17 protein-coding genes are annotated in these 21,566 nt (G+C 68.1%); 7 read left to right on the forward strand and 10 right to left on the reverse strand.

Going from position 1 to position 21,566, the window contains the following annotated elements; translation table 11 throughout:
- Window positions 1–10: 10 nt before the first annotated feature.
- Both C1926_RS06980 and msrB read right to left on the reverse strand, forming a co-directional pair.
- On the reverse strand, window positions 11–1,777 hold the full coding sequence (locus tag C1926_RS06980; protein ID WP_108758708.1) for a cytochrome c biogenesis protein CcdA: 1,767 nt from the start codon (window positions 1,775–1,777) through the stop codon (window positions 11–13).
- 2 nt (window positions 1,778–1,779) lie between these two features.
- A complete protein-coding gene (gene msrB / locus C1926_RS06985; protein WP_108758709.1) occupies window positions 1,780–2,355 on the reverse strand; it encodes a peptide-methionine (R)-S-oxide reductase MsrB in 576 nt (191 codons plus the stop codon).
- Between the two features lie 144 nt (window positions 2,356–2,499).
- Between msrB and C1926_RS06990 the strand changes: the two genes are divergently transcribed.
- Both C1926_RS06990 and C1926_RS06995 read left to right on the forward strand, forming a co-directional pair.
- Complete coding sequence (locus C1926_RS06990; protein ID WP_079220514.1) at window positions 2,500–3,219, forward strand: response regulator transcription factor; 720 nt, start codon at window positions 2,500–2,502, stop codon at window positions 3,217–3,219.
- On the forward strand, window positions 3,216–4,688 hold the full coding sequence (locus tag C1926_RS06995; protein ID WP_079220515.1) for a HAMP domain-containing sensor histidine kinase: 1,473 nt from the start codon (window positions 3,216–3,218) through the stop codon (window positions 4,686–4,688). The genes C1926_RS06990 and C1926_RS06995 overlap by 4 nt, the downstream gene beginning before the upstream one ends.
- A 246-nt stretch (window positions 4,689–4,934) precedes the next feature.
- Here C1926_RS06995 and C1926_RS07000 read toward each other — a convergent pair whose 3' ends face one another.
- The gene (locus C1926_RS07000; protein ID WP_108747756.1) at window positions 4,935–5,288 is read right to left on the reverse strand and encodes a phasin family protein; all 354 of its coding nucleotides are present in this window, start codon (window positions 5,286–5,288) and stop codon (window positions 4,935–4,937) included.
- A 115-nt stretch (window positions 5,289–5,403) separates the two neighbouring features.
- Complete coding sequence (gene queD, locus C1926_RS07005; protein ID WP_100554652.1) at window positions 5,404–5,766, reverse strand: 6-carboxytetrahydropterin synthase QueD; 363 nt, start codon at window positions 5,764–5,766, stop codon at window positions 5,404–5,406.
- A gap of 191 nt (window positions 5,767–5,957) precedes the next feature.
- On the opposite strand from queD, the gene C1926_RS07010 reads away from it, so the two are divergent.
- The 3 genes from C1926_RS07010 (at window position 5,958) to C1926_RS21435 (ending at window position 11,569) form a co-directional block, all read left to right on the forward strand.
- The gene (locus C1926_RS07010) at window positions 5,958–8,597 is read left to right on the forward strand and encodes a TonB-dependent receptor (RefSeq protein ID WP_108758710.1); all 2,640 of its coding nucleotides are present in this window, start codon (window positions 5,958–5,960) and stop codon (window positions 8,595–8,597) included.
- A 71-nt stretch (window positions 8,598–8,668) separates the two neighbouring features.
- Complete coding sequence (locus C1926_RS07015) at window positions 8,669–11,263, forward strand: M14 family zinc carboxypeptidase (protein ID WP_108758711.1); 2,595 nt, start codon at window positions 8,669–8,671, stop codon at window positions 11,261–11,263.
- Window positions 11,264–11,359: 96 nt separating this feature from the next.
- Entirely contained in the window at window positions 11,360–11,569 is a 210-nt protein-coding gene (locus tag C1926_RS21435) for a hypothetical protein (RefSeq protein WP_159095044.1), read from the forward strand.
- Between the two features lie 218 nt (window positions 11,570–11,787).
- Here C1926_RS21435 and C1926_RS07020 read toward each other — a convergent pair whose 3' ends face one another.
- From C1926_RS07020 to C1926_RS07030, 3 genes are all read right to left on the reverse strand, one after another.
- Window positions 11,788–12,411, reverse strand: a complete 624-nt coding sequence (locus C1926_RS07020; protein ID WP_079220519.1) for a hypothetical protein — start codon at window positions 12,409–12,411, stop codon at window positions 11,788–11,790.
- 95 nt (window positions 12,412–12,506) lie between these two features.
- Window positions 12,507–13,130 (reverse strand): hypothetical protein, encoded by a 624-nt coding sequence (locus tag C1926_RS07025; protein ID WP_108760641.1) that lies wholly within the window; start codon window positions 13,128–13,130, stop codon window positions 12,507–12,509.
- Between the two features lie 230 nt (window positions 13,131–13,360).
- The gene (locus C1926_RS07030) at window positions 13,361–14,782 is read right to left on the reverse strand and encodes a DEAD/DEAH box helicase (protein WP_108758712.1); all 1,422 of its coding nucleotides are present in this window, start codon (window positions 14,780–14,782) and stop codon (window positions 13,361–13,363) included.
- Window positions 14,783–15,690: 908 nt separating this feature from the next.
- On the opposite strand from C1926_RS07030, the gene C1926_RS07040 reads away from it, so the two are divergent.
- Both C1926_RS07040 and maiA read left to right on the forward strand, forming a co-directional pair.
- Window positions 15,691–16,680, forward strand: coding sequence for a fumarylacetoacetate hydrolase family protein (locus C1926_RS07040; protein ID WP_108758713.1), 990 nt, complete (start codon window positions 15,691–15,693; stop codon window positions 16,678–16,680).
- Between the two features lie 14 nt (window positions 16,681–16,694).
- On the forward strand, window positions 16,695–17,363 hold the full coding sequence (gene maiA, locus C1926_RS07045; protein ID WP_108758714.1) for a maleylacetoacetate isomerase: 669 nt from the start codon (window positions 16,695–16,697) through the stop codon (window positions 17,361–17,363).
- Window positions 17,364–17,396: 33 nt separating this feature from the next.
- Here maiA and C1926_RS07050 read toward each other — a convergent pair whose 3' ends face one another.
- From C1926_RS07050 to C1926_RS07060, 3 genes are all read right to left on the reverse strand, one after another.
- Window positions 17,397–18,893, reverse strand: coding sequence for a UdgX family uracil-DNA binding protein (locus C1926_RS07050; protein WP_108758715.1), 1,497 nt, complete (start codon window positions 18,891–18,893; stop codon window positions 17,397–17,399).
- Window positions 18,874–20,157 (reverse strand): putative DNA modification/repair radical SAM protein, encoded by a 1,284-nt coding sequence (locus C1926_RS07055; RefSeq protein ID WP_108758716.1) that lies wholly within the window; start codon window positions 20,155–20,157, stop codon window positions 18,874–18,876. The genes C1926_RS07050 and C1926_RS07055 overlap by 20 nt, the downstream gene beginning before the upstream one ends.
- A 177-nt stretch (window positions 20,158–20,334) precedes the next feature.
- Window positions 20,335–21,465 carry a PilT/PilU family type 4a pilus ATPase gene (locus C1926_RS07060; RefSeq protein WP_079220524.1) on the reverse strand — a complete coding sequence of 377 codons (1,131 nt, stop codon included), beginning with the start codon at window positions 21,463–21,465 and terminating at the stop codon, window positions 20,335–20,337.
- Between the last annotated feature and the right edge of the window lie 101 nt (window positions 21,466–21,566).

Consider the following 21,566-nt stretch of genomic DNA (forward strand, 5'->3'; position numbering starts at 1 on the left):
CCTCCTGCTCTCAACCAAAGGTGAAGGCATAGGCCTGCACGCCCGCGTCGAGGAACTCGATCTCGAAGCGGTGCGGGCCGACCGTGCCGCGCTGGCGCACCAGCTGGTACAGACGGTTCTCGTTGACCACGCCACTGCCATCGGCGCCGACATCACTGCCGGCATCGGCGGCGGGCAGGGGCTTGCCATCCAGCCAGACGCGGAAGCGCACGGGCGTGCCGTCCTGCTTCGGCGCAAGCACCAGGTGCAGGTCGCGGGCGTGGAACTGGAAGGCGATGCGGCCGCCGCCCTGCTGCAGCTGCGCGGCTTCGTTGGTGATGGTCCAGTGCCCGGACAGGCCCCACTGGTTCAGTGCAAGGCTGGCCGGCAGCGTGTAGTCGAAGGCCGCATCGGTGCGCTGCCCGCCGGGCGAGGCGAAGTGCTCGGCGCGTGCATGGCCCAGGTAGGTTTCCGGCGAGCGCAGGTTGCCCATGTCGGCCTGCGTGGCCACGCCCTGCAGGTCGGCGGCGGCCGGGTCGGCCGGTGGCGGCAGGTCGGTCCGGCCGGCTTCGGCCAGCAGGCGGCGGATCACCTGTTCCGAATGCGCGTAGTTGCCTTCACCGAACTGGTGGGCGCGGATGTTGCCCTGTGCATCAACGAAGTACTGCGCCGGCCAGTACTGGTTGTTGAACGCGCGCCAGATCGAATACTGGTTGTCCAGCGCCACCGGGTACTCGACCTTCAGCTGCTGCACCGCCTTCATCACGTTGCGCGGGTCGCGTTCGAAGGCGAATTCCGGCGTGTGCACGCCCACCACCACCAGGCCATGGTCGCGGTAGCGGCGCTCCCATTCGTGCACGAAGGGCATCGCGCGCAGGCAGTTAATGCAGGAATAGGTCCAGAAATCGATCAGCACGACCTTGCCGCGCAGCTGTTCGGCCTGCAGCGGCGGGCTGTTGAGCCAGCCGGTGGCGCCGTCCAGGGCGGGCAGGGTGCCTTCCACCGGCAGGGGCGCATTGGCGGCGTTGGCACCGGCCATCATCATCATCGGCGGCGCGGCCGGCTGGGCACCGGGTACGGCTTCCAGCAGGCCCTGCTCGATGCGCGCGGTGCTGACCGAGGACAGGCGGGTCAGCAGGCCGGTATCCCAGCCCAGGCCGATGGCCACCACTGCCAGCAGCGCGGCCACACCCAATGCCTTGCGCAGCACGTCGCCCAGGCCGAGCCGCGCCTGCAGGGCATTGAACACGCGGCCACCGATCCACACCGCCAGCGCGAGCGCCGTCGCCGCACCCAGCGCGTAGGCCAGCAGCAGCCCACTGGTGCCCACGCTGGCGCCGTGCAGTGCCGCACCGGTCAGCACCAGGCCCAGGATCGGCCCGGCGCAGGGTGCCCACAACAGGCCGGTGGCGATGCCGATCAGCAGCGAGGTCCATGCCCCGCCACGGCCGGCATCATCGGCGGCATCGGCGCGCGCGCTCAGCCGTGCACCCACGCGCTGGAACGGCGCCAGCAGGTGGTCGGCCAGGCGCGGCCAGAGCAGTGCCAGAGCGAACACGGCCATCAGCACCAGGGCCATCCAGCGGCCGATCTGGTTGGCCTGGGCCACCCATTGGCTGCCCACGGCGGCCAGGCTGGCGACCACGGCGAAGGTCAGCGCCATGCCCAGCAGCAGCGGCAGCGTGCTGCGCAGGAACGGCCGGTTGGCGCGTGCGAACACGAAGGGCAGCACCGGCAGGATGCAGGGGCTGAGCAGGGTCAGTACGCCGCCCAGGTAGGCCAGCAGCAACAGCAGCATCATCAGGCTCCAGAAACACGGGAAGAACCGAGCGGCACGCGCCAGCCACCGTCGCTGTCCTGCCGGGCCGCACCGGGCTGGAACAGCAGGGCGGCACCGTTCATGCAGTAGCGCAGGCCGGTCGGGCGCGGGCCATCGTTGAAGACATGGCCGAGGTGGCCGCCGCAGCGGCTGCAGTGCGCTTCCACCCGCAACATGCCGAAGGTGGTGTCGCGGTCCTCGCCGACGGCGCCATGCAGCGGTGCCCAGAAGCTGGGCCAGCCGGTGCCGCTTTCAAACTTGGTGGACGAGGAGAACAGCGGCTGCTGGCAGCCGGCGCAGGTGAACGTGCCCTGCCGGTGTTCCCGATCCAGCGGGCTGCTGCCGGCGCGTTCGGTGGCCTGCTGGCGCAGCACCGCGTACTGCGCCGGGGTCAGCAGCCGGCGCCATTCGGCGTCGCTGCGCATCAGCGGGAACTGTCGTGCCGGGCGGTTCTCGGCGGCGGCCGTGGCGGGGCGGCTGCACGCGCCCAGGCCGAGCACGCCAGCGGCGGTGGCAAGACCACCCAGGCCCAGCAGGTGGCGGCGGGTGAGGGGCATGGCGGACTCCGGGAAGGGGCGACGGGGCCATGCTGCGCCTGCCCGGGTCAACGAATCCTCACGCAGGATTCAATTTTTCGTGAGGTATCGGTGGCCAAGCCGCGCCACAATGCGGGCAGCCTCCCCACTGGCCCTGAGTTGCCGATGTCCGCAAAACGCGTCCTGATCGTTGAAGACGATGCCCACATCGCCGACCTGCTGCGCATGCACCTGGCCGACGAGGGCTACGACGTCGCCCACGCCGCCACCGGCGATGCCGGCCTGCGCCTGCTGGAACAGGACGGCCCGTGGGACGCGCTGGTGCTGGACGTGATGCTGCCCGGCGTGGACGGACTGCAGATCTGCCAGCGTGCCCGGGCGATGGCGCGCTACGTGCCGATCATCATCATCAGCGCACGCGGCAGTGAAACCCAGCGCATCGTCGGCCTGGAACTGGGTGCGGACGATTACCTGGCCAAGCCCTTCTCGATGCCCGAACTGGTGGCCCGCGTGCGTGCGCTGCTGCGCCGTGCCGAAGCCATGGCGCAGAACGCACGCATCGATGCCGGTGCCGTGGAAGTGGGTGGCCTGCAGCTGGACCCGGTGGCGCGCACTGCCTCGGTCGATGGCAGCGCGCTGGAGCTGACCCCGCGTGAGTTCGACCTGCTGCTGTTCTTCGCCCGCCACCGCGACCAGGTGTTCGCACGGATGGAACTGCTCAACCAGGTCTGGGGCTACCAGCACGATGGCTACGAGCACACGGTGAATACCCACATCAACCGCCTGCGCAGCAAGATCGAGGGCGACCCGGCCAACCCGCGCCGGCTGCTGACGGTGTGGGGTCGCGGCTACAAGCTGGTCGATCCGGCCGGGGCGGCGGCATGATCACGCCCAACCTGTGGCAGAAGCTGGCAGCGGTGATCGCCGCGCTGATGCTGATGTGCTGCATGGCCCTGCTGGCCCTGCAGATGCGCGCCAGTACCCGCCACGAACAGGAGGTGGTGCAGCGGCTGTCGCTGGGCCTGGCCGAACACATCGCCCAGCGCAGCGAGCTGATGGACACCAGCGGCATGCGCGATACCGCGGTGCGCGCGCTGTTCGGCCAGTTGATGGCGGTCAATCCCAGCGTGGAGGTCTACCTGCTGGACGACCAGGGCCGCATCCTCGGCCACGATGCGCCCAGCGGCCACCTGCTGCGCGACCGTGTCGACCTGGCGCCGCTGCGCCACCTGCTGGCCGGTGCGCCGTTGCCGATCCTCGGCGATGACCCGCGCAGCACCGGTGGCCGCAAGGTGTTCAGCGTGGCCCCGCTGGTGGTGCAGGGCCGCCAGGCCGGCTACGTGTACGTGGTGCTGGTGGGCGAGCACCGGCAGATGCTGGCCGACGATCTGGCCGCCAGCAACCAGTGGAACACCACCCTGTGGTCGGTGCTGCTGGTGGGCGGGCTGGGCCTGCTGGCCGGGCTGGTGGCCTTCTACTGGGTCACCCGGCCGCTGCGCCGGCTGACCCGGCGCATCCAGGCCTTCGACATCGATGCACCCACGCCGTTGCCGGCGCCGGTGCCACTGCGCAGCGGCGAGCGCGATGAACTGAAGATCCTCGAGCATGCCCACGCGCAGATGGCGCAACGGCTGGGTGAACAATGGCAGCAGCTGCGCCAGCAGGACCTGCAGCGCCGCGAGCTGGTGGCCAACATCTCCCATGACCTGCGCACGCCGCTGTCGTCGCTGCATGGCTACCTGGAAACGCTGGCGCTGAAGGAAGCCACGTTGTCACCGGACGAACGCCGGCGCTACCTCGGCATCGCGCTGGCGCAGAGCGCGAAAGTGGGCCGCCTGGCCCGCGCGCTGTTCGAACTGGCGCGGCTGGAGCACGGCGAGGTACGCCTGGAATGGGAGGTGTTCGCGCTGCCGGAGCTGCTGCAGGACGTGCTGCAGAAGTTCGAGCTGGCGGCGCAGGCGCGTGGCCAGCACCTGCACGCGGATTTCCCGCCGGGCCTGCCGCTGGTGCGCGCCGATCTCGGCCTGGTCGAGCGGGTGCTGACCAACCTGCTCGACAACGCGCTGCGGCATGCGCCCGAAGGCGGTGAGGTGCGCGTGCAGCTGCGCGCCATTGAAGGCAGCGTGGAAGTGAGCGTGGCCGACGACGGCCCGGGCGTGGCCCCGGCGCTGCGCGCGCAGCTGTTCCAGGCACCGGCGGCACTGGGGGCGCGACGTGGCGAGAACGGTGGGCTGGGCCTGCTGATCGTGCAGCGGATCGTGCAGCTGCACGGGCGCCGCATCGAACTGCGGCCGAGCGAGGCGGGGGCGCTGTTCGTGTTCGCCCTGCCGCGCGCCGACCACGCGGCGCCCTGACCGCGCCGCCGCGCTCGCCGGGCATGGCCCGGCGCTACCGGTCTCTGGGGCGTCGCCCGGCCACGCCCGGTAGATCCACGCCATGCGTGGATGCATTTCACCAGATCGCACATAACCGGTAGATCCACGCCATGCGTGGATGGGCTTCACCAGATCGCAGGCAAAAAAAGACCCGGCAGAGGGAGGGATCTGCCGGGTCCGGATTGCATGGGGGGAGGGACCCATGCAATGAGCGTGGGCGGGACGTCAGTGGCTGTTGCCGGTGGCGTCCGCCGTTGTATGTGCCTGGCCCTGCACCAGGTCGGACCAGGCGCGACCGGCCTGCAGGCCCAGATCGACCACGTCCTGCTGGGCCTGGCCCAGCCGCTGCAGGTTGTCCTGCCACAGCTGTGCGCCCTTGGGCAGCAACCCGGCCGGATCTTCGCTGCGGGCCAGTTCGCCCAGCCAGCCGCCGGTCGCGGTCAGGTTGCGTTCCATCGCCTTCAGCTGCACGCCGAACATGCTCTCGGCATTTTCCAGCGCCAGTCGGTTCGCACGCGTTGCCGCAGCCGCCAGCTGGCGGGTGGCATCACTGAAACGATCGGCGAAGGCGTTGGCCATAGCGGCATCGAAAGCGGTTGATGCAATGCAGCATACGCTGATCATGCCGCAATGCAACAAAAATCATGAAGGCGCTCGAGGCGCCTTCAGAAAGCCTTATGGATCAACGATTTGATCAGGCGGCCGGGCCGCGGTAACGGCAGCCGGAGGTGCAGGTTTCGTGCACGGTGATCTCGCTCAGCGCGGGCAGCACCGGCTTCAGCTCGTTCCAGATCCACACCGCCAGGTTCTCGCTGGTCGGGTTTTCCAGGCCGGGGATGTCGTTGAGGTAATGGTGGTCCAGGCGGTCGTAGATCGGCTGGAAGGCGGCTTTGACGTCGCCGAAATCCATGATCCAGCCGGTCTGTGCCCCCGGCTCGCCTTCCACCTTCAGTTCCACCCGGAACGAATGGCCGTGCAGGCGCGCGCATTTGTGGCCCGGCGGCACGTTGGGCAGGCGGTGGGCCGCCTCGAGCATGAAGACTTTGAAGATTTCCATGGCGCGATTGTACGCCGGCCCTGTCGTCGCGATCGTCCCGGATGTTGGGTTTCCGTAAAGGAATTCTTTCCATCCGGATGAAGAGATGATAGTTTCTCTTATATCCGTATGAAGAGATGTTATTGGTCGCACCCGACCTGGCATGGATTACTGCGGAACTTCCGTCGTCCACTACCACCCCCCACATCGTCATGCCCCAGCACACCCTGCTCGTGGCGGCCCTGGCCGTCGCTCTGGCCGCGCCTTTGTCTGCCGCCGCCGAAACCACCGCCGACGCCAGTGGCGAAGCCAGCACCCTGGCCGCCGTGCGCGTCACCGGTTCCAACATCAAGCGCACCGACACCGAAGCGTCCAACCCGGTGCAGGTGATCGGCCGCCAGCAGCTGGAACAGACCGGCAAGGCCACCGTCGCCGACGTGCTGCGCTCGATCTCGGCCAACACCGGCAATGCCAGCAACGAAACCACCAACAACGGCTGGGCGTCCGGCTCGGCCGGCATCGGCCTGCGCGGGCTCTCGCAGAAGAACACGCTGGTGCTGCTCAACGGCCGCCGCCTGGCCAACTACGGCTTCCCGGCCGGTGGCCTGTCCGACACCTTCGTCGACCTCAACGCGCTGCCGCTGGTGGCGGTCGAGCGCATCGAAGTGCTCAAGGACGGTGCTTCGGCCGTGTATGGCTCCGATGCGGTGGCCGGCGTGGTCAACATCATCACCCGGCAGAACTTCGAAGGCGCCGAGATCGGCGGCAGCTTCGGCGGCGCCGACCAGGGCGGCCTGCACGAGCAGAACCTGAAGTTCGTCGGCGGCCTCGGTGACCTGGACAGCGATGGCTACAACATCCTCTTCAGCCTGCAGGGCTATAACCGCGAACGCCTGGACCAGGACGAGCGCAACCTGACCAGGAGCGGCATCTACAGCGACCAGCCCGGCGGCCGCTGGAACGGCTGGTCGGCCAAGGGCGCGCGCTACCTCGTCAACGGCGTCTCGGTGCCGATGCTGGATGCCAACGGCAACTGCCCCACCGGCACCACCCGCGTCGCCAGCGCGCCCATCGACGGCCTGGCCGGTGATACCTGCGGCTTCAACCAGGCGCCGTACACCACTCTCATTCCGTCGACCAAGCGCTACCAGGCCTACGCCAACGGCACCTTCCGCCTCGGCGAGAATGTGGAGGCCTTCGGCGAAGTGCTCTACAGCCAGATCAAGAGCGCCGCGTGGTTCGGCAGCAGCCCGTTCTTCACCCTGGAAAGCGGCCGCTTCGCCTTGAACGCCGAAACCGGCCTTGCCGAACCGGTATCGTCCAACCTGCCGGCCAGCAGCCCGTACAACCCGTACGGCCGCGCCGTGCCGATCGAATACACCTTCTTCGACCTCGGCGGCACCATCAAGACCAACCGCTCCACGGCCTATCGCGGCGTGGTCGGCCTGCGCGGCAGCACCGCCGCCTGGGATTGGGAAGTGGCCGCGTTCGGCGCACGCAGCAGCGAGCGCGAAACGGTGTCCGGCGGCTTCGCCAACCGCTGGGCGCTGGCCGATGCGCTGGCCAGCGGCAGCTACAACCTGCTCAACCCGTCGGCCACCCCGCAGTCGGTGATCGATGCCATCAACATCTCCACCCTGCGCCCGGCCGAATCGGTGCTGCAGGGCGTGGACGCGAAGATCTCCGGCACCCTGGGCCGCACCTGGGCGGGCGACATCGGCTTTGCCGCCGGTGCCGAGTGGCGCCGCGAGAAGCTCGATTCCAACAATCCCTGGCAGATCGACGCCGGCCTGCAGGTGCGCCCGGCCATCGCTGAAGTGCACGGCGAGCGCAAGGTCAGCGCCGCCTATGCCGAAGTGAACGTGCCGCTGGCCTCGGGCCTGGAACTGTCCGCCGCCGCGCGTGCCGACCACTACGACGACTTCGGCGACGCGTTTTCGCCCAAGCTCGGCCTGCGCTGGCAGCCGCTGGATTTCCTGCTGGTGCGTGCTTCGGCGTCGAAGGGCTTCCGCGCGCCGTCGCTGTCGGAGAACTCCAACAGCACCAGCATCGCCTACGGCAGCGTGGTCGACCCGCGTGATCCGGACGTGCCGGGCTCGCGGCAGAACCCGACCTTCTTCACCGTCGGCAACAGCGAGCTGAAGCCTGAGCGCACCAAAAGCGTGAACTTCGGCGTGGTGCTCTCGCCCTGGGCCAACACCAACCTCAGCGTCGACTATTACCGCATCCAGCTGGACAACCTGGTCGGCACCAACAACACCCAGACCCTGGTCAACGACAACGTGGCCGGTGCCGTGCAGCGCGACGAGCGCGGCAAGCTGCAGGCCGTGTTCAACCGCTACCAGAACCTGAGCGAGCTGAAGACCTCGGGCATCGACGTCGAGCTGCGCCAGCGCATCCCGACTGCCGCGCTGGGTGACTTCACCCTGTCCTCGGCCTACACCCACGTGCGCGACTACCGTCGCCCCACCGTGGTGGGCGGCCCGCTGGTGGATTACGCCGGCAGCAATCTCGGCGCGACCCTGCCGAAGAACAAGGCGACCACCACGCTGGACTGGACCTACCGCGATTTCACCACCGCCATCACCTGGTACTACACCAGCGGCTACGACCAGAAGGCCAGCACCGCCGCCGCGGCCGTGCAGGACCGCGTCGATGCGTACAACCAGTTCGACCTGTACCTGGCCTACGCCGGCATCGACAAGCTGACCGTGTACGCCAAGGTGCAGAACCTGGCTGACAAGACGCCGCCGTACGACGCCTCGTTCCCGGGCATCCGCGCGCCGTACGACTTCAGCCAGTACGACCTGCGCGGCCGCTACTTCACCCTCGGCTTCGATTACCGCTTCTGATGCCATCGCCGCAGCCGGCCACCCCGTGTGGCCGGCCGCGTTGCCGCTGTCCTGTTTCCTGGGGAGTCACCGTGTCCTTCCACCGCCGTGCCGTTCTTCCGCTGCTGCTTGCCGCCGCCACCGCCTTGTCCTCACCGCTGCCGGCGCAGGCCCAGAGTGCGTACTTCTTCCCGCAGGCCACCGACGCTGCTGCGTTCGATGCCGCCATTCCCACCCCCGAGCAGTTCCTCGGCTACCCGATCGGCAGCCGCTACACCCGGCATGACCAGCTGGTGGCCTACTTCCAGGAACTTGCCAAGCACTCGGACAAGATCCGCGTGCAGCAGATCGGCCGCAGCTACGAAGGACGCCCACTGCTGATCGCCACCGTCACCGCCGCCGACAACCAGGCGCGCATCGAACAGATCCGCCAGCAGCACGCCACGCTGGTCGACCCAGCGCAGCCGCGCAGCGCGGCCGGCGACAGCCCGGTGGTGGTCTGGCTGGGCTACAGCGTGCACGGCAACGAAACCTCCAGCGGTGAAGCGGCGATGCTGACCGCCTACTACCTGGTGGCCAACCGCAGTGCCGAAACCCAGCAGTGGCTGCAGCAGTCGGTGGTGCTGTTCGACCCGGCGCAGAATCCCGATGGCCGCGACCGCGCTGCGAACTGGCACAACGCCTGGGCGTCCGACCCGGCGTCGGCCGACCCGGCCGACAAGGAACACGTCGAGCCGTTCCCGCAGGGGCGCACCAACCACTACTTCACCGATCTCAACCGCGACTGGCTGGCGCTGACCCAGCAGGACTCGCGGCCCAAGATCGACGTGTTCCACCAGTGGTACCCGAACGTGCAGATCGACTTCCACGAGATGGGCAAGGACAGCACGTACTACTTCGAGCCCTCGCCGAAGAGCATGCACAGCCCGCTGATTCCGGCGGCGTCCTACGAGTTCAACAAAACCCTGGCCAAGTACCACGCACAGTCGCTGGATGCGCTGGGCTCGCTGTATTACACCGGCGAAAACTTCGACAACTTCTCGCCGGTGTACGGCTCGACCTATCCGGACTTCCACGGTGCGGTCGGCGTCACCGTCGAGCAGGCCAGTTCGCGTGGCCGCGTGCAGGAATCGGTGAACGGCCTGCTGACCTTCCCGTTCACCATCCGCAACCAGGTGGCCACCGGCCTGGGCACCGTGCGTGGTGCGGTGACCGAGCGCAGTGGCCTGTTCGATCTGCAGAAGAGCTTCTTCCAGAGCGCCCTGAAGCAGGCCGCGCAGCAGCCGGTGAAGAGCTTCGTGTTCGGCGATGCGCATGACCCGGCACTGACCCGCCGCCTGCTGGAGCTGTTGCTGCTGCATCGCATCGACGTGCATGCACTGGATCGCACGGTGACGGTCGACGGCCAGCGCTTCGACGCCGGCAGCGCATACGTTGTGCCGGTGCAGCAGGCGCAGTTCCGCCTGGTCCATTCGATCTTCGCCGAGACCCCGTCCATCAAGGGCGACGTGTTCTACGGCAGCACCAGCTATGCCATTGCACCGGCCTACGGCGTGGCGTTCGCCGGCAGCCGCAGCCGCATCGATGGCGGCGCCAGCGTAACCGCGCTGCCGCCGCTGCAGGGCGCGGTGAACGGCGGCCAGGCAGGCTTCGCCTACGCCATCGACTGGCGCGACTACAATGCCGGCCGCGCGCTGGCCGCGCTGCAGGCCAAGGGGCTGAACGCACGCGCGGCATTCAAGCCGTTCAGCAGTGCCACCGCACAGGGCCAGGTCGACTTTGCCGCGGGCACCCTGATCATTCCGGTGGCCGGCCAGCCGCTGCAGGGTACAGCCCTGCTCGAAGCGGTGAGCGCCGCCGCGCGCGATGCCGGTGTGCAGGTACATGCCCTGTCCAGCGGCCGCAGCAATGAGGGCATCGACCTCGGCAGCGATGGCGTCAAGGCACTGCGCAAGCCGGCCGTGGCGCTGGTGATGGGCGAGGGCGTGGCTGCCACCGAGATTGGATCGGCCTGGTTCCTGCTGGACCAGCAACTGCACCTGCCGGCCAGCAAGCTGGACCCGCAGCAGCTGGGCAAGGTTCCGCTGGACCGCTACACCACGATCGTGCTGTCCGGTGGCACCTACACCGGCATCGACGCCACCGCCGTGGCCGCGCTGAAGCGCTGGGTACAGGCGGGGGGCTCGCTGGTGACCTACGGCAGCGCATCGAAGTGGGCGGTGGAGCAGAAGCTGGCCGATGGCGAGACGCTGGGCAAGGACGAGGAGGCGGGTGACGCTGACCGTCGCGCATTCGGTGACCAGCGTGACATCGCCGCGATCGAGCGGGTGAGCGGCAACATCCTCAGCGCCGACGTCGATACCAGCCATCCGCTGGCCTTCGGCGTGCCGCGCCGGCAGCTGGCGATCAACAAGGAAAACACGGTGACGCTGCAGCCGAGCGCGAACCCGTTCTCGACCGTGGTGCGTATCGATGCGACGCCGCGGGTGAATGGCTACCTGTCCGAGCGCAACCGGGCGCGGGTGGCGGGCAGCGCATGGCTGCTGGTGTCGGCGCAGGGGCAGGGCAACGTGGTGTTGTTTGCCGATGACCCGGCACATCGCAAGTACTGGCATGGCACAGATCGCCTGCTGATCAACGCGATCTTCTTCGGGAATCTGGTGAATCCGGCTAAGGCGCGAGGTTGAGGCTTTACGCGCCTTGACTGGTGCGTGTGGGGGAGGCCGGGCGGGCTGCGCAGGACACGCCGTAAACCCATCCTTGGGGGCTCGATGGCGCCATCCATGGCGCCAACGGTCCTGCGCAGCCCGCCCGGCCTCCCCTCGACGGTTTCCTGCGGGCGCGGACGCATCAAACCCAGGGCGGGGGCAAAAGCAAAAGCAAAAACAAAAGCAAAAGCAAAAGCAGCGGCTCCGGCTTTTGCTCTTGAATTTGAATTTGATTCTTCTTCTTCCAGCTACCCCGCGGGAAAAGAAGGCGCTGGAAATGTCTGAAGCGGATCGGGGCGGGGGGAGCGCGAAACCGCAGGCGCCATGGATGGCGCCTACGAGCCCCCATGGATGGGTTCACGGCGTGTTTCGCGCTCCCCCCGCCCCGATCCGCCCCACGCACAACCCACCGCAGGCTCTCAAGCCACCCAGGTAGCCCCAAAAAAAAGACGGCGCCTCAGCGCCGTCCCTCGGTAACCACCCCCGCGCAGCGGGAACAACCGTTAGAAGCTGGCGCGCACGCCCACCCTGTACTCGGATACGTCCTTGTCGAACTGGCCTTCCAGTACAACGCCCCAGGTATCGGTGAAGCTCACCTGCCCGCCCACCACGCCATACCAGCGCGCGTCCTGCCCATCGCCGCCGTTGGCGTAACCGCCTTTCAGCCAGCCTTCGAGCGTCTCGGTGAACCGGTTGCGCACACCCACCATGCCCAGCACCTCGTTGAACCGGGAGGTCTCGCGGAATCGCGCGTCGTCGAGGCGGTAGTCCGACTTCGCCGAACGGTGGTTCCAGGCGAACTCGCTGGTGAAGTCCAGGCCGTCGCTGATCGGCGCGTGGTATCCCACGCCCAGGTACGGAACGTCGAGCGTGGTCTTCACCCGCGCAGCGCCCGCGTGCTCGCTTCCGCTGACCCGCGAAGCGCCGACGATCACGTGGAACTGCGGCGCGACCGCGAACGAACCCCGCACGTAGCCACCATCGGCCGTGATGTCACCGGCGCTGCCGGCGTCCAGCTGCAGCCGGTTCCAGCCGCCCTCCACGTACGTGTAGCTGAGCTCGTCGCTGGCCGAGGCCAGCAGTGGCGTTGCAAGCAGCAGGCCGGTTGCCAGGAGCATCTTGCGCATCGTTCAAGTCCTTATGGGGTGCGAGGGGTGCAGGGCCGCGCAACCCCGTACCGCAGTACGGGGTCGTGCAGGTGCCTGGAAAACGCAGGCTTCAATCAGAAGCTGGCGCGGACGCCGACGCGGTACTCGGCGAAGTCATCGTAGAACTGGCCTTCGGCAACCACGCCCCAGGTGCGGTTGAAGCTGACCTGGCCACCGACGGTGCCGGTCCAGGTGCCTTTGAAGTGGTCGCTGCCGTCCATGTAGCCGGCCTTGAGCCACGCCTCGGTCTTTGCCGAAGGCTTGCCACGCACGCCGAAGTTGCCCACGGCGGTGTTGACGGAGGTCCTGGTGGAGTAGGTCAGGCCATCGGAATGGATTTCGCCCTTGCCCGTGCGACGGTTCCACGCGATGTCGGCGGTGAAGTCCACGCGCTCGCTCATCGGCATGTGGTAGCCGATACCCAGGTGGGGCTGCTCAAGCGTGGTCTTGACGCTGGAGAAGGCGTAACGGGTGGTGTCGCTCACGCGCGACCAGCCACCGAACACGTTGACCTGTTCGGCAATGGCGAAGGAACCTCGCACGTAGCCGCCATTGGCCTTCGGGTCGTTGAGGATGCTGGAGTTCATCTGCAGCTGGTTCCAGCCGCCTTCCACGTAGGTGTAGCTCATGCCGTCGTCGGCAAGGGCGGTCAGCGGAGCGGCGAGCAGCAACGTCGAGGCCAGGAAAATCTTGCGCATCATGCGGGTCCTTGTCATGCAGCGATCCAGACCGGGACATGCAGGGACGCGCCCCGGCTGCGACGTCGTGTCGCTGGCCGAGTCTATCCATATTTCACGCGCCGTGAACGTTCTGCGCCGCCGATGGCGCGGCGGGTATCCAATCATTCAGCAAGCGCGCCGCGGCCTGCGCCAACAAAAAAGGGACGCAGCTTGCGCGGCGTCCCTTCGTGTATTGCAGGCGTGGGCAATCAGCCCGCGCGACCGCCGCCGTTGCCGCCCTGGCTGCGGCCACGGCCGCCACCATTGCCGCCACCGCCACGACGCTGGCCCTGGCCGGCGCCCGCACCGGCGCGCTGCTGGCCATTGCCACCGCCCTCGCGACGGCCGCCGCCGGCCTTCTTCGGGCCTGCGTGCGCGTGGCGCGGCGCATCACCGTGCGGACGGCGTGCGTGGCTCTTGCGCGGTGCGCGCTCGCCGGTATCGTGCTCGGCCTTGCCCGGTGCACTGTTGCCCCAGCGGATCGGCGTCTGCAGCTCGAAGCCCGGCACGTCGCGGATGTCCATGTCGCGGCCCAGCAGGCGGGTGATCGCGCGCAGCAGCTTCACTTCATCCTGCGCCACCAGCGAAATCGCCTGGCCGGTGGAACCGTTGCGGCCGGTACGGCCGATGCGGTGCACGTAATCCTCGGCCACCATCGGCAGATCGAAGTTGATCACCTTCGGCAGTTCGTTGATGTCGATGCCACGCGCGGCGATGTCGGTGGCCACCAGCACGGTCACGCGACCGGCCTTGAAGTCACCCAGGGCACGCAGGCGCTGGCCCTGGCTCTTGTTGCCGTGGATCGCCGCGGTCTTGATGCCGGACTTTTCCAGGAACGTGGCCAGCTTGTCGCTGCCGTGCTTGGTACGCGCGAAGACCAGGGTCTGCTCGCGGCTGTCCTGCGCCAGCAGGTGCAGCAGCAGGTCACGCTTGCGGGCGCCATCGACCGGGTGCACGCGGTGGGTGATGGTTTCGGCCACGGTGTTCTTCGGCGTCACCTGGATCTGTTCCGGGTTGCGCATGAACTCCAGCGCGAGCTGGCGGATGTTGTCCTCGAAGGTGGCCGAGAACAGCAGGGTCTGGCGGTTCTGCTTCGGCAGCTTGGCGAGGATGCGCTTGATCGACGGCAGGAAGCCCATGTCGAGCATGCGGTCGGCTTCGTCCAGGATCAGCACTTCGATGCCCGACAGGTCGACGCTGCGACGCTCCAGGTGATCGATCAGGCGGCCCGGGCAGGCGACCAGCAGGTCCACGCCACGGCGCAGGATGTCCAGCTGGTTGCCCATGCCGACGCCGCCGTAGATGCAGGCGCTGGGGATGCGCAGGTACTTGCTGTAGCCGCGCAGGCTGTCATGCACCTGGGTGGCCAGTTCGCGGGTCGGGGCCAGGATCAGCGCACGCGGCTTGCGCGGGCCGGTGCGGACTTCCTGCGAGGCGGTGCCCAGGTGCTGCAGCAGCGGCAGGCCGAAGGCGGCGGTCTTGCCGGTACCGGTCTGCGCGCCGGCCAGCAGGTCGCGACCGGCCAGCGCCAGCGGGATCGCCTGCTGCTGGATCGGGGTCGGGTTTTCGTAGCCCTGCTCGGCGAGCGCGCGCAGCAGGAAAGGCGCGAGGCCCAGGGATTCAAAAGACATTGAGATTGCTCCAAGTACAAGAAACGCCTGTCCGAACGGACAGACGGGGGCAGATCAAACTGATCGGCTGACTCGGAGCGTTCCCGTGAACCGCGCTGCGAGAATTGGGTGCAGCCGGCACGGAGCGCAGGCTGGAATGCGTGACGAACGGCGTCGGAGTGGGGGCGGGCGAACAGGGCGGACCCAGGTCGCCGGCGATCCCGGAGGGAAACGGACGGCCGCTGCAGACCCCGCAAGTCTAAACGATCTTCAAGACTCCACGCAAAAACCCCTGTTCAGGAAGGGGGGAGGGTATCTGCAGGGCTTGCAGCCCTGCACCCGCCTCAGATCAACGTCAACGGCCGGAGCAACGGCAAAAGCTGGCTTCCTGAGGGTTGGCGGGGTGGGTCCGGTTGAGGGGGACGCCGTAAACCCATCCATGGGGGCTTGGTCGCGCCATCCATGGCGCTCACACCCCCTCAACCGGACCCACCCCGCCTTCGACAGTTCTCCGCGATCTGTCAGAGCTCGGGGTCGGATCCCGTTGCTTCGCAACGGGCTCTGACCCCAGAAGAATTTCGAGATCTGACAGATGTGCCGACCAACGGTCGGCACCCACCAACAGCCGCCGCAGGGATCTGTCGGGGGTGGGGCGGTGTGGGTGGGCAGGACCGTTGGCGCCATGGATGGCGCCATCGAGCCCCCATGGATGGGTTTACGGCGTGTCCTGCCCACCCACACCGCCCCGCCATCCCTCGGAATGCCGCTCTGGCTTTTGACTTGGACGTGGCTTGAAGCAGGTGCAGGGCTGCAAGCCCTGCCGAACCCCCCACTACGGTAGGGTGGGCCGATGCCGCGCTGCAGCTTGGCTACACCGTGCATTTGATTACACTTGAAACTTGTTTGCCCACGACTCCGGACACCCACCCATGAAGCTTGGTTCTTTGAAGGAAGGCGGCCGCGACGGCACCCTGATCGTCGTCTCGCGTGACCTGCGCCACGGCGTGCGCGCCACCGGCATTGCCGCCACCCTGCAGCAGGCCCTGGAGGACTGGAGCCACATCGCCCCGCGCCTGAACGCCCTGTACGAATCGCTGAACGCCGGCGACGCCGATGGCGTCTTCGACCTCGACCCGCAGGCGCTGGCCGCGCCGATGCCGCGTGCCTACGAATTCGTTGATGGCAGCGCCTACCTGCCGCACGTCGAGCGCGTGCGCCGCGCCCGTGGCGCCGAGGTGCCGGAAAGCTTCTACACCGATCCGCTGATGTACCAGGCCACCAGCGCCGGCTTCTATGGCCCGCGCGATGCGGTCAAGGTCGTCAGCGAGGAGTACGGCATCGACCTGGAAGCCGAGATCGTGGTCATCACCGACGACGTGCCGATGGCCGCCACCCCGGAACAGGCCGCTGGCCACATCCAGCTGGTCGGCCTGGTCAACGACGTCTCGCTGCGCAACCTGATCCCCGGCGAACTGGCCAAGGGCTTCGGTTTCCTGCAGTCCAAGCCGCGCTCGGCCTTGTCGCCGGTGTTCGTCACCCCCGATGAGCTGGGCACCGCCTGGCAGGACAGCAAGGTGCACCTGCCGCTGCTGACCCACATCAATGGCCAGTGGTTCGGTGCGCCGGAAGCGGGCGTGGACATGCAGTTCAACTTCGCCCAGCTGGTCGCGCATGCGGCGAAAACCCGTCCGCTGGGCGCCGGCACCATCGTCGGCTCGGGCACCATCGCCAACGAGGACACCAGCAGGGGTGCCTCCTGCTTCGCCGAGCAGCGCACCGTGGAAACCCTGCGCGACGGCAAGCCGAGCACGCCCTTCATGTCCTTCGGTGACGTGGTGCGCATCGAGATGCTCGACGCCGCCGGCAACAGCATCTTCGGTGCGATCGAGCAGCGCATCGAACAGGCGGCCCGGCCCTGAGCATGGAGGCGGCGATGGACATCCTGGTTGACGACGGCCTCGTGCTGTACACCTACTGGCGATCCAGCGCCGCCTACCGCGTGCGCATCGGCCTGTTCCTGAAAGGCCTGGCCTGGGAGGGCCGGCCGGTGCACCTGGTGCGCGACGGTGGCGAGCAGCATGCCGACGCCTATGCCGCGCTCAACCCGCAGCAGCTGGTGCCGGCGCTGCTGCATGAGGGACACACGTTCACCCAGTCGCTGGCGATCCTCGAGTACCTCGACGAGCGCTTCCCGCAGGTGCCGCTGCTGCCGGCCGATGCGGTCGGCCGCGCGCGGGTGCGGGCACTGGCCCAGCTGGTGGCCTGCGACATCCATCCGATCAACAACCTGCGGGTGATGCAGTACCTCGAACGCCGCCTGGAAGCACCGGCCGACGCACGCACGCAGTGGACCCTGCACTGGATGGCCGACGGCTTTGCGGCGATGGAGTCGATGCTGGCGGGCAGCGCGGATACCGGCGTGTTCTGCCACGGCGACCGCCCCGGCCTGGCCGACATCTGCCTGCTGCCGCAGCTGTACAACGCGCACCGCTTCGGTCTGGACCTGGCCCCGTACCCGACCCTGCGCCGCATCGAGGCCGCCTGCCTGGCACTGGATGCCTTCGACCGCGCCCGCCCGGAAAACCAGCCCGACGCAGGCTGACATGCCGCATCGCTCGCCGGGCGTGGCCCGGCGCTACCGGTCGGACGACGGTGGCAGCGCCGGGCCATTCCCGGCGGATTCCGCGTCGTCGGCCCGCACACGGCGCAGGTCATCGCGGAACAGCCGGTAGGCCTCTTCGCGCCGCACGTCATCGCCCTGCCGCAGTACCCACGCCGGGTGCACGGTGGCGTAGCCCCGGGTGCCGTCTTCCAGCGTGTGCCAGCGCCCACGGTCGCGCGACAGTTGGAAACCCGCGCCGAACACCGACGCGGCGGCGGTGGCGCCCAGGCAGACGATGAGCTGCGGCCGCACCCGCGCGATCTCGCCCAGCAGCCACGGTTGGCAGGCGCGCACATGGCGGCTTTCCGGCCGCTTGTGCAGGCGGACCTTGCCGCGCCGCTCGTGGTGGAAATGCTTGACCGCATTGGTCAGGTACAGCGTGGCGCGGTCGATGCCGAGTTCGGCCAGGGCACGGTCCAGCAGCTGGCCGGCCGGCCCGGCAAAGGGCCGGCCACACAGGTCCTCGGTATCGCCGGGTTGCTCGCCGATCACCATCACCCGCGCATCTGCCGGGCCCTGGCCGAACACCACCTGGGTGGCCGACTCCCACAGCGGGCACTGCCGGCAGCCAGCGGCCTGGGCGCGCAGCGCCTCCAGGCTGTCGGCGCTGGAGGCAGGCGGTGCCAGCGCCGGCCGCTGCGGAATCTTCCGCTGCGGTGCCTGCGCGGGCCGGTCGTGCATTTCCTGCACGCGATCGGCGGCGTCGCGCACCAGCCCGGGCAGCAGCCGTGCTTCCGGCAGGTGCCGCCAGTACCGCGCTGGCATCTCCTGCAGCATCATCCGGGTGTTCAACCGGGCCGGGTTGAAGATGCTGGCGTAGTAGGTCTGCCACAGCGATTCGCGCGCATCCTCGGCCGGCGCATCTTCGCGGCGGGCGCCGGGCCCGAACGCCAGCGCCTGGCCATCCCAGTGCACGCTGCGGCCGGGGGTGAGGATGGCCCAGCGCATGCCAGCGAAGCGGCGCGCGAAGAACGGCGCGACCCGCTCGACGATGTTGTGGTCCGGCTCGAACCAGGCAATGAAGGCATCAGCCTGGCCGGGCACCTCGCGGAAGCGCACGAAGGCCTTCATCTTGTGGGTGTCGCGGCGCACCGCCTGGGCCAGGGCCATTGCCCGCAGCACGTCGGCATCGGCTGGATTGGACAGCACGCTGCGTTCGCCATGGGCGATGCGCCACAGCAGCCGGTACAGCAGGGCCAGGCGCTGCGGCTCGCGGTGGCACAGGCAGGTCGCCGCCAGCTCCATGAAGTCGCGTGGCACGCTGGGCGCGCTGGCGTCGGCGGGCAGGGCGGCGCTCTGCACGGAAGGGGCGTCCAGCAGCGAGGCCTCGCTGCCTTCCAGCCAGTCCAGCTGCGCCGGTGCCACGCCGCGCAGCAGGGCCTCGCGCGCGGCCTCGCGCCAGGCCTCCAGCGACCACGGCGGGTCCACCCGCAGTGACCAGCGCTGCGCGTCAGGCGGCGGGCGGTGCATCGAACAACGAGCCCTGGCGCGGTGGCGGGGCCAGCTGCGCGCGCAACGCCGCCGGATCATCCAGTGCCTTGCGCGGATGGTGGTCGGCCAGCAGCACGAACGGCAGCAGCTTGCTCATCGGTGCCTTCAGCCGGGCCACGTCGGCCACCCGCAGGCGGCCATGCCGCCGGGCCATCAGTACCCGCTTCACGTTGCGCACGCCCAGCCCGGGCACGCGCAGCAGCAGTTCCTTCGGCGCGCGGTTCAGGTCCACCGGGAAGCGCTCGGGGTGGCGGATCGCCCAGGCCATCTTCGGGTCGATGTCCAGGTCCAGCATGCCGTCCTGGGTGGTGTCGGTGATCTCCTCCACGCCATAACCGTAGAAACGCAGCAGCCAGTCGGCCTGGTACAGGCGGTGCTCGCGCTGCAGCGGTGGCGGCTGCAGGGGCAGCTGGCGGCTGGCATCGGGAATGGGGCTGAAGGCCGAGTAGTAGACCCGGCGCATGCGGTAGTTGCCATACAGGGCATCGGCGCTGGCCAGGATCTGCTGGTCGTTGGCCCCGTCGGCGCCGACGATCATCTGCGTGCTCTGCCCGGCCGGGGCGAAGCGCGGCGGGCGAGGGCGCGCGCTGCGGGTGGCCAGCGGCGCGACTACGGCCGGCGCCTTGCGTGCCTCCTTGGCCTCCTCGATGCGCCAGCGCAGCTCGCCCATCGCGCCACGGATCGACTGCACGGTCTTTTCCGGTGCCAGCGCGCTCAGGCCGGCCTCGGTCGGCAGTTCCACGTTGATCGACAGCCGGTCGGCATAGCGCCCGGCACTGGCCAGCAGCTCGGGCGAGGCCTCGGGAATGGTCTTGAGGTGGATGTAACCGGCGTAGCGGTGTTCCTCGCGCAGCTGCCGCGCCACTTCCACCATCTGTTCCATGGTGTAGTCGGCATTGCGGATGATGCCGCTGGAAAGGAACAGGCCCTCGATGTAGTTGCGCTTGTAGAAGTCCAGGGTCAGCGCGACCACTTCGTCCACGCTGAAGCGCGCCCGCGGCACGTTGCTGGACACGCGGTTCACGCAGTAGGCGCAGTCGTAGATGCAGAAGTTGGTCAGCAGGATCTTCAGCAGCGACACACAACGGCCATCGGGCGTGTAGCTGTGGCAGATGCCCATGCCTTCGGTGCTGCCGATGCCGCCGCTGGCGCGCGAATCCCGCTTGCCCGCGCCGCTGGAGGCGCAGGAAGCGTCGTACTTGGCGGCGTCGGCCAGGATGGCCAGCTTGCGGATGGTTTCCATTGAGGAAACCTACGGACAGCGGGTCTCATTGGATGAGACGGCCCCTTAACCCTTCAGGATTCCGCCGGGCATGGCCCGGCGCTACCTTGGGGAACGTGCATGGCCCTGTGGCACCTGGGCAACAGGCATGGCCCGGTCATACCGGTAGCGCCGGGCCATGCCCGGCGTCCGGGCGGCTCAGAAGCCGTGGGTGATGCTGGCCTGGGTCGGCGAGGAGAAATCCGCGTACGGATCGTGCTCGCCGCTGCTGCCTTCGGACAGGCGGAACTTCAAGGCCAGGCCGTCGCGCGAGTCGGCGGCGCGCAGCGCTTCCTCCTGCTCGATCACCCCGTTCTTGGCCAGCCGGAACAGGCACTGGTCGAAGCTCTCCATGCCTTCTTCCAGCGAGGCCTCCATCGCGGCCTTGATCTCGTGCACCTGGCCGCGGCGCAGCAGGTCGCGGATCATCGGCGTGTTGATCAGCACCTCGGTGGCCGGCAGGCGGCGGCCCTCCTTGTTCTTCACCAGGCGCTGGCTGATCACCGCACGCAGGTTCAGCGCCAGGTTCATCAGCACGTTCTTGTGCGCGCTTTCCGGGAAGAAGTTGAGGATGCGCTCGATGGTCTGGTCGGCGTTGTTGGAGTGCAGGGTGGCCAGGCACAGGTGGCCGGTCTCGGCGAAGGCGATGGCCGCCTCCATCGTTTCCGCATCCAGGATCTCGCCGATCAGGATCACGTCCGGCGCCTCGCGCATCGCGTTCTTCAGCGCGTTGTGGAAGGCATGGGTGTCCAGCCCGACCTCGCGCTGGTTGACGATCGACATCTTGTGCTTGTGCAGGTACTCGATCGGGTCCTCGATGGTGAGGATGTGCCCGGTGGTCGTACTGTTGCGGTGGTCGATCATCGACGCCAGCGAGGTGGACTTGCCCGAGCCGGTGGACCCCACCACCAGCACCAGGCCACGCGGGGTCATGATGACGTCCTTCAGCACCTGCGGCAGGTTGAGCTCTTCGATGCTCGGAATCCGGCTGCGGATGGCGCGGATGACCATGCCGACCTCGCCCCGCTGCTTGAACACGTTGACACGGAAGCGCCCGGCATCGGCCAGGGCGATGGCCATGTTGAGTTCCAGCTCGCGTTCGAACTGGGGCACCTGGCCCTCGTCCATCAGCGAATAGGCGATTTTCTTCACCATTCCCGGCGGCAGGCCGGTATTGCCCAGCGGGTACAGCTTGCCCTCGATCTTGATGTAGACCGGCGCACCGGTGGTCAAGAACATGTCCGAAGCGTTCTTTTCGGTCATCAGCTTCAGGAAGTAGCCGATATCCATTGCGAATTTTCCCCAACGAAACTGCCGACGCCCGTTGCAAGCACGGTGTCGGCTTGACGACAATGGCCGTGAACCGACAACCGGTACGGCCTCCCCAATGA

The organism is Stenotrophomonas sp. ZAC14A_NAIMI4_1 (assembly GCF_003086915.1).
In the GTDB taxonomy this organism is placed as follows: domain Bacteria; phylum Pseudomonadota; class Gammaproteobacteria; order Xanthomonadales; family Xanthomonadaceae; genus Stenotrophomonas.

Bases quoted from the DNA above. Each gene is read 5' to 3' on its own strand.
- C1926_RS07050 (WP_108758715.1), bottom strand. From the start codon at position 18,893: ATGCACCGCCCGCCGCCTGACGCGCAGCGCTGGTCACTGCGGGTGGAC.
- C1926_RS07030 (WP_108758712.1), bottom strand. From the start codon at position 14,782: ATGTCTTTTGAATCCCTGGGCCTCGCGCCTTTCCTGCTGCGCGCGCTC.
- C1926_RS06980 (WP_108758708.1), bottom strand. From the start codon at position 1,777: ATGCTGCTGTTGCTGCTGGCCTACCTGGGCGGCGTACTGACCCTGCTC.
- C1926_RS07025 (WP_108760641.1), bottom strand. From the start codon at position 13,130: ATGCGCAAGATTTTCCTGGCCTCGACGTTGCTGCTCGCCGCTCCGCTG.
- C1926_RS06995 (WP_079220515.1), top strand. From the start codon at position 3,216: ATGATCACGCCCAACCTGTGGCAGAAGCTGGCAGCGGTGATCGCCGCG.
- C1926_RS21435 (WP_159095044.1), top strand. From the start codon at position 11,360: ATGGCGCCAACGGTCCTGCGCAGCCCGCCCGGCCTCCCCTCGACGGTT.
- queD (WP_100554652.1), bottom strand. From the start codon at position 5,766: ATGGAAATCTTCAAAGTCTTCATGCTCGAGGCGGCCCACCGCCTGCCC.
- C1926_RS07010 (WP_108758710.1), top strand. From the start codon at position 5,958: ATGCCCCAGCACACCCTGCTCGTGGCGGCCCTGGCCGTCGCTCTGGCC.
- C1926_RS07040 (WP_108758713.1), top strand. From the start codon at position 15,691: ATGAAGCTTGGTTCTTTGAAGGAAGGCGGCCGCGACGGCACCCTGATC.
- C1926_RS06990 (WP_079220514.1), top strand. From the start codon at position 2,500: ATGTCCGCAAAACGCGTCCTGATCGTTGAAGACGATGCCCACATCGCC.
- C1926_RS07000 (WP_108747756.1), bottom strand. From the start codon at position 5,288: ATGGCCAACGCCTTCGCCGATCGTTTCAGTGATGCCACCCGCCAGCTG.
- C1926_RS07055 (WP_108758716.1), bottom strand. From the start codon at position 20,157: ATGGAAACCATCCGCAAGCTGGCCATCCTGGCCGACGCCGCCAAGTAC.
- msrB (WP_108758709.1), bottom strand. From the start codon at position 2,355: ATGCCCCTCACCCGCCGCCACCTGCTGGGCCTGGGTGGTCTTGCCACC.
- C1926_RS07060 (WP_079220524.1), bottom strand. From the start codon at position 21,465: ATGGATATCGGCTACTTCCTGAAGCTGATGACCGAAAAGAACGCTTCG.
- maiA (WP_108758714.1), top strand. From the start codon at position 16,695: ATGGACATCCTGGTTGACGACGGCCTCGTGCTGTACACCTACTGGCGA.
- C1926_RS07020 (WP_079220519.1), bottom strand. From the start codon at position 12,411: ATGCGCAAGATGCTCCTGGCAACCGGCCTGCTGCTTGCAACGCCACTG.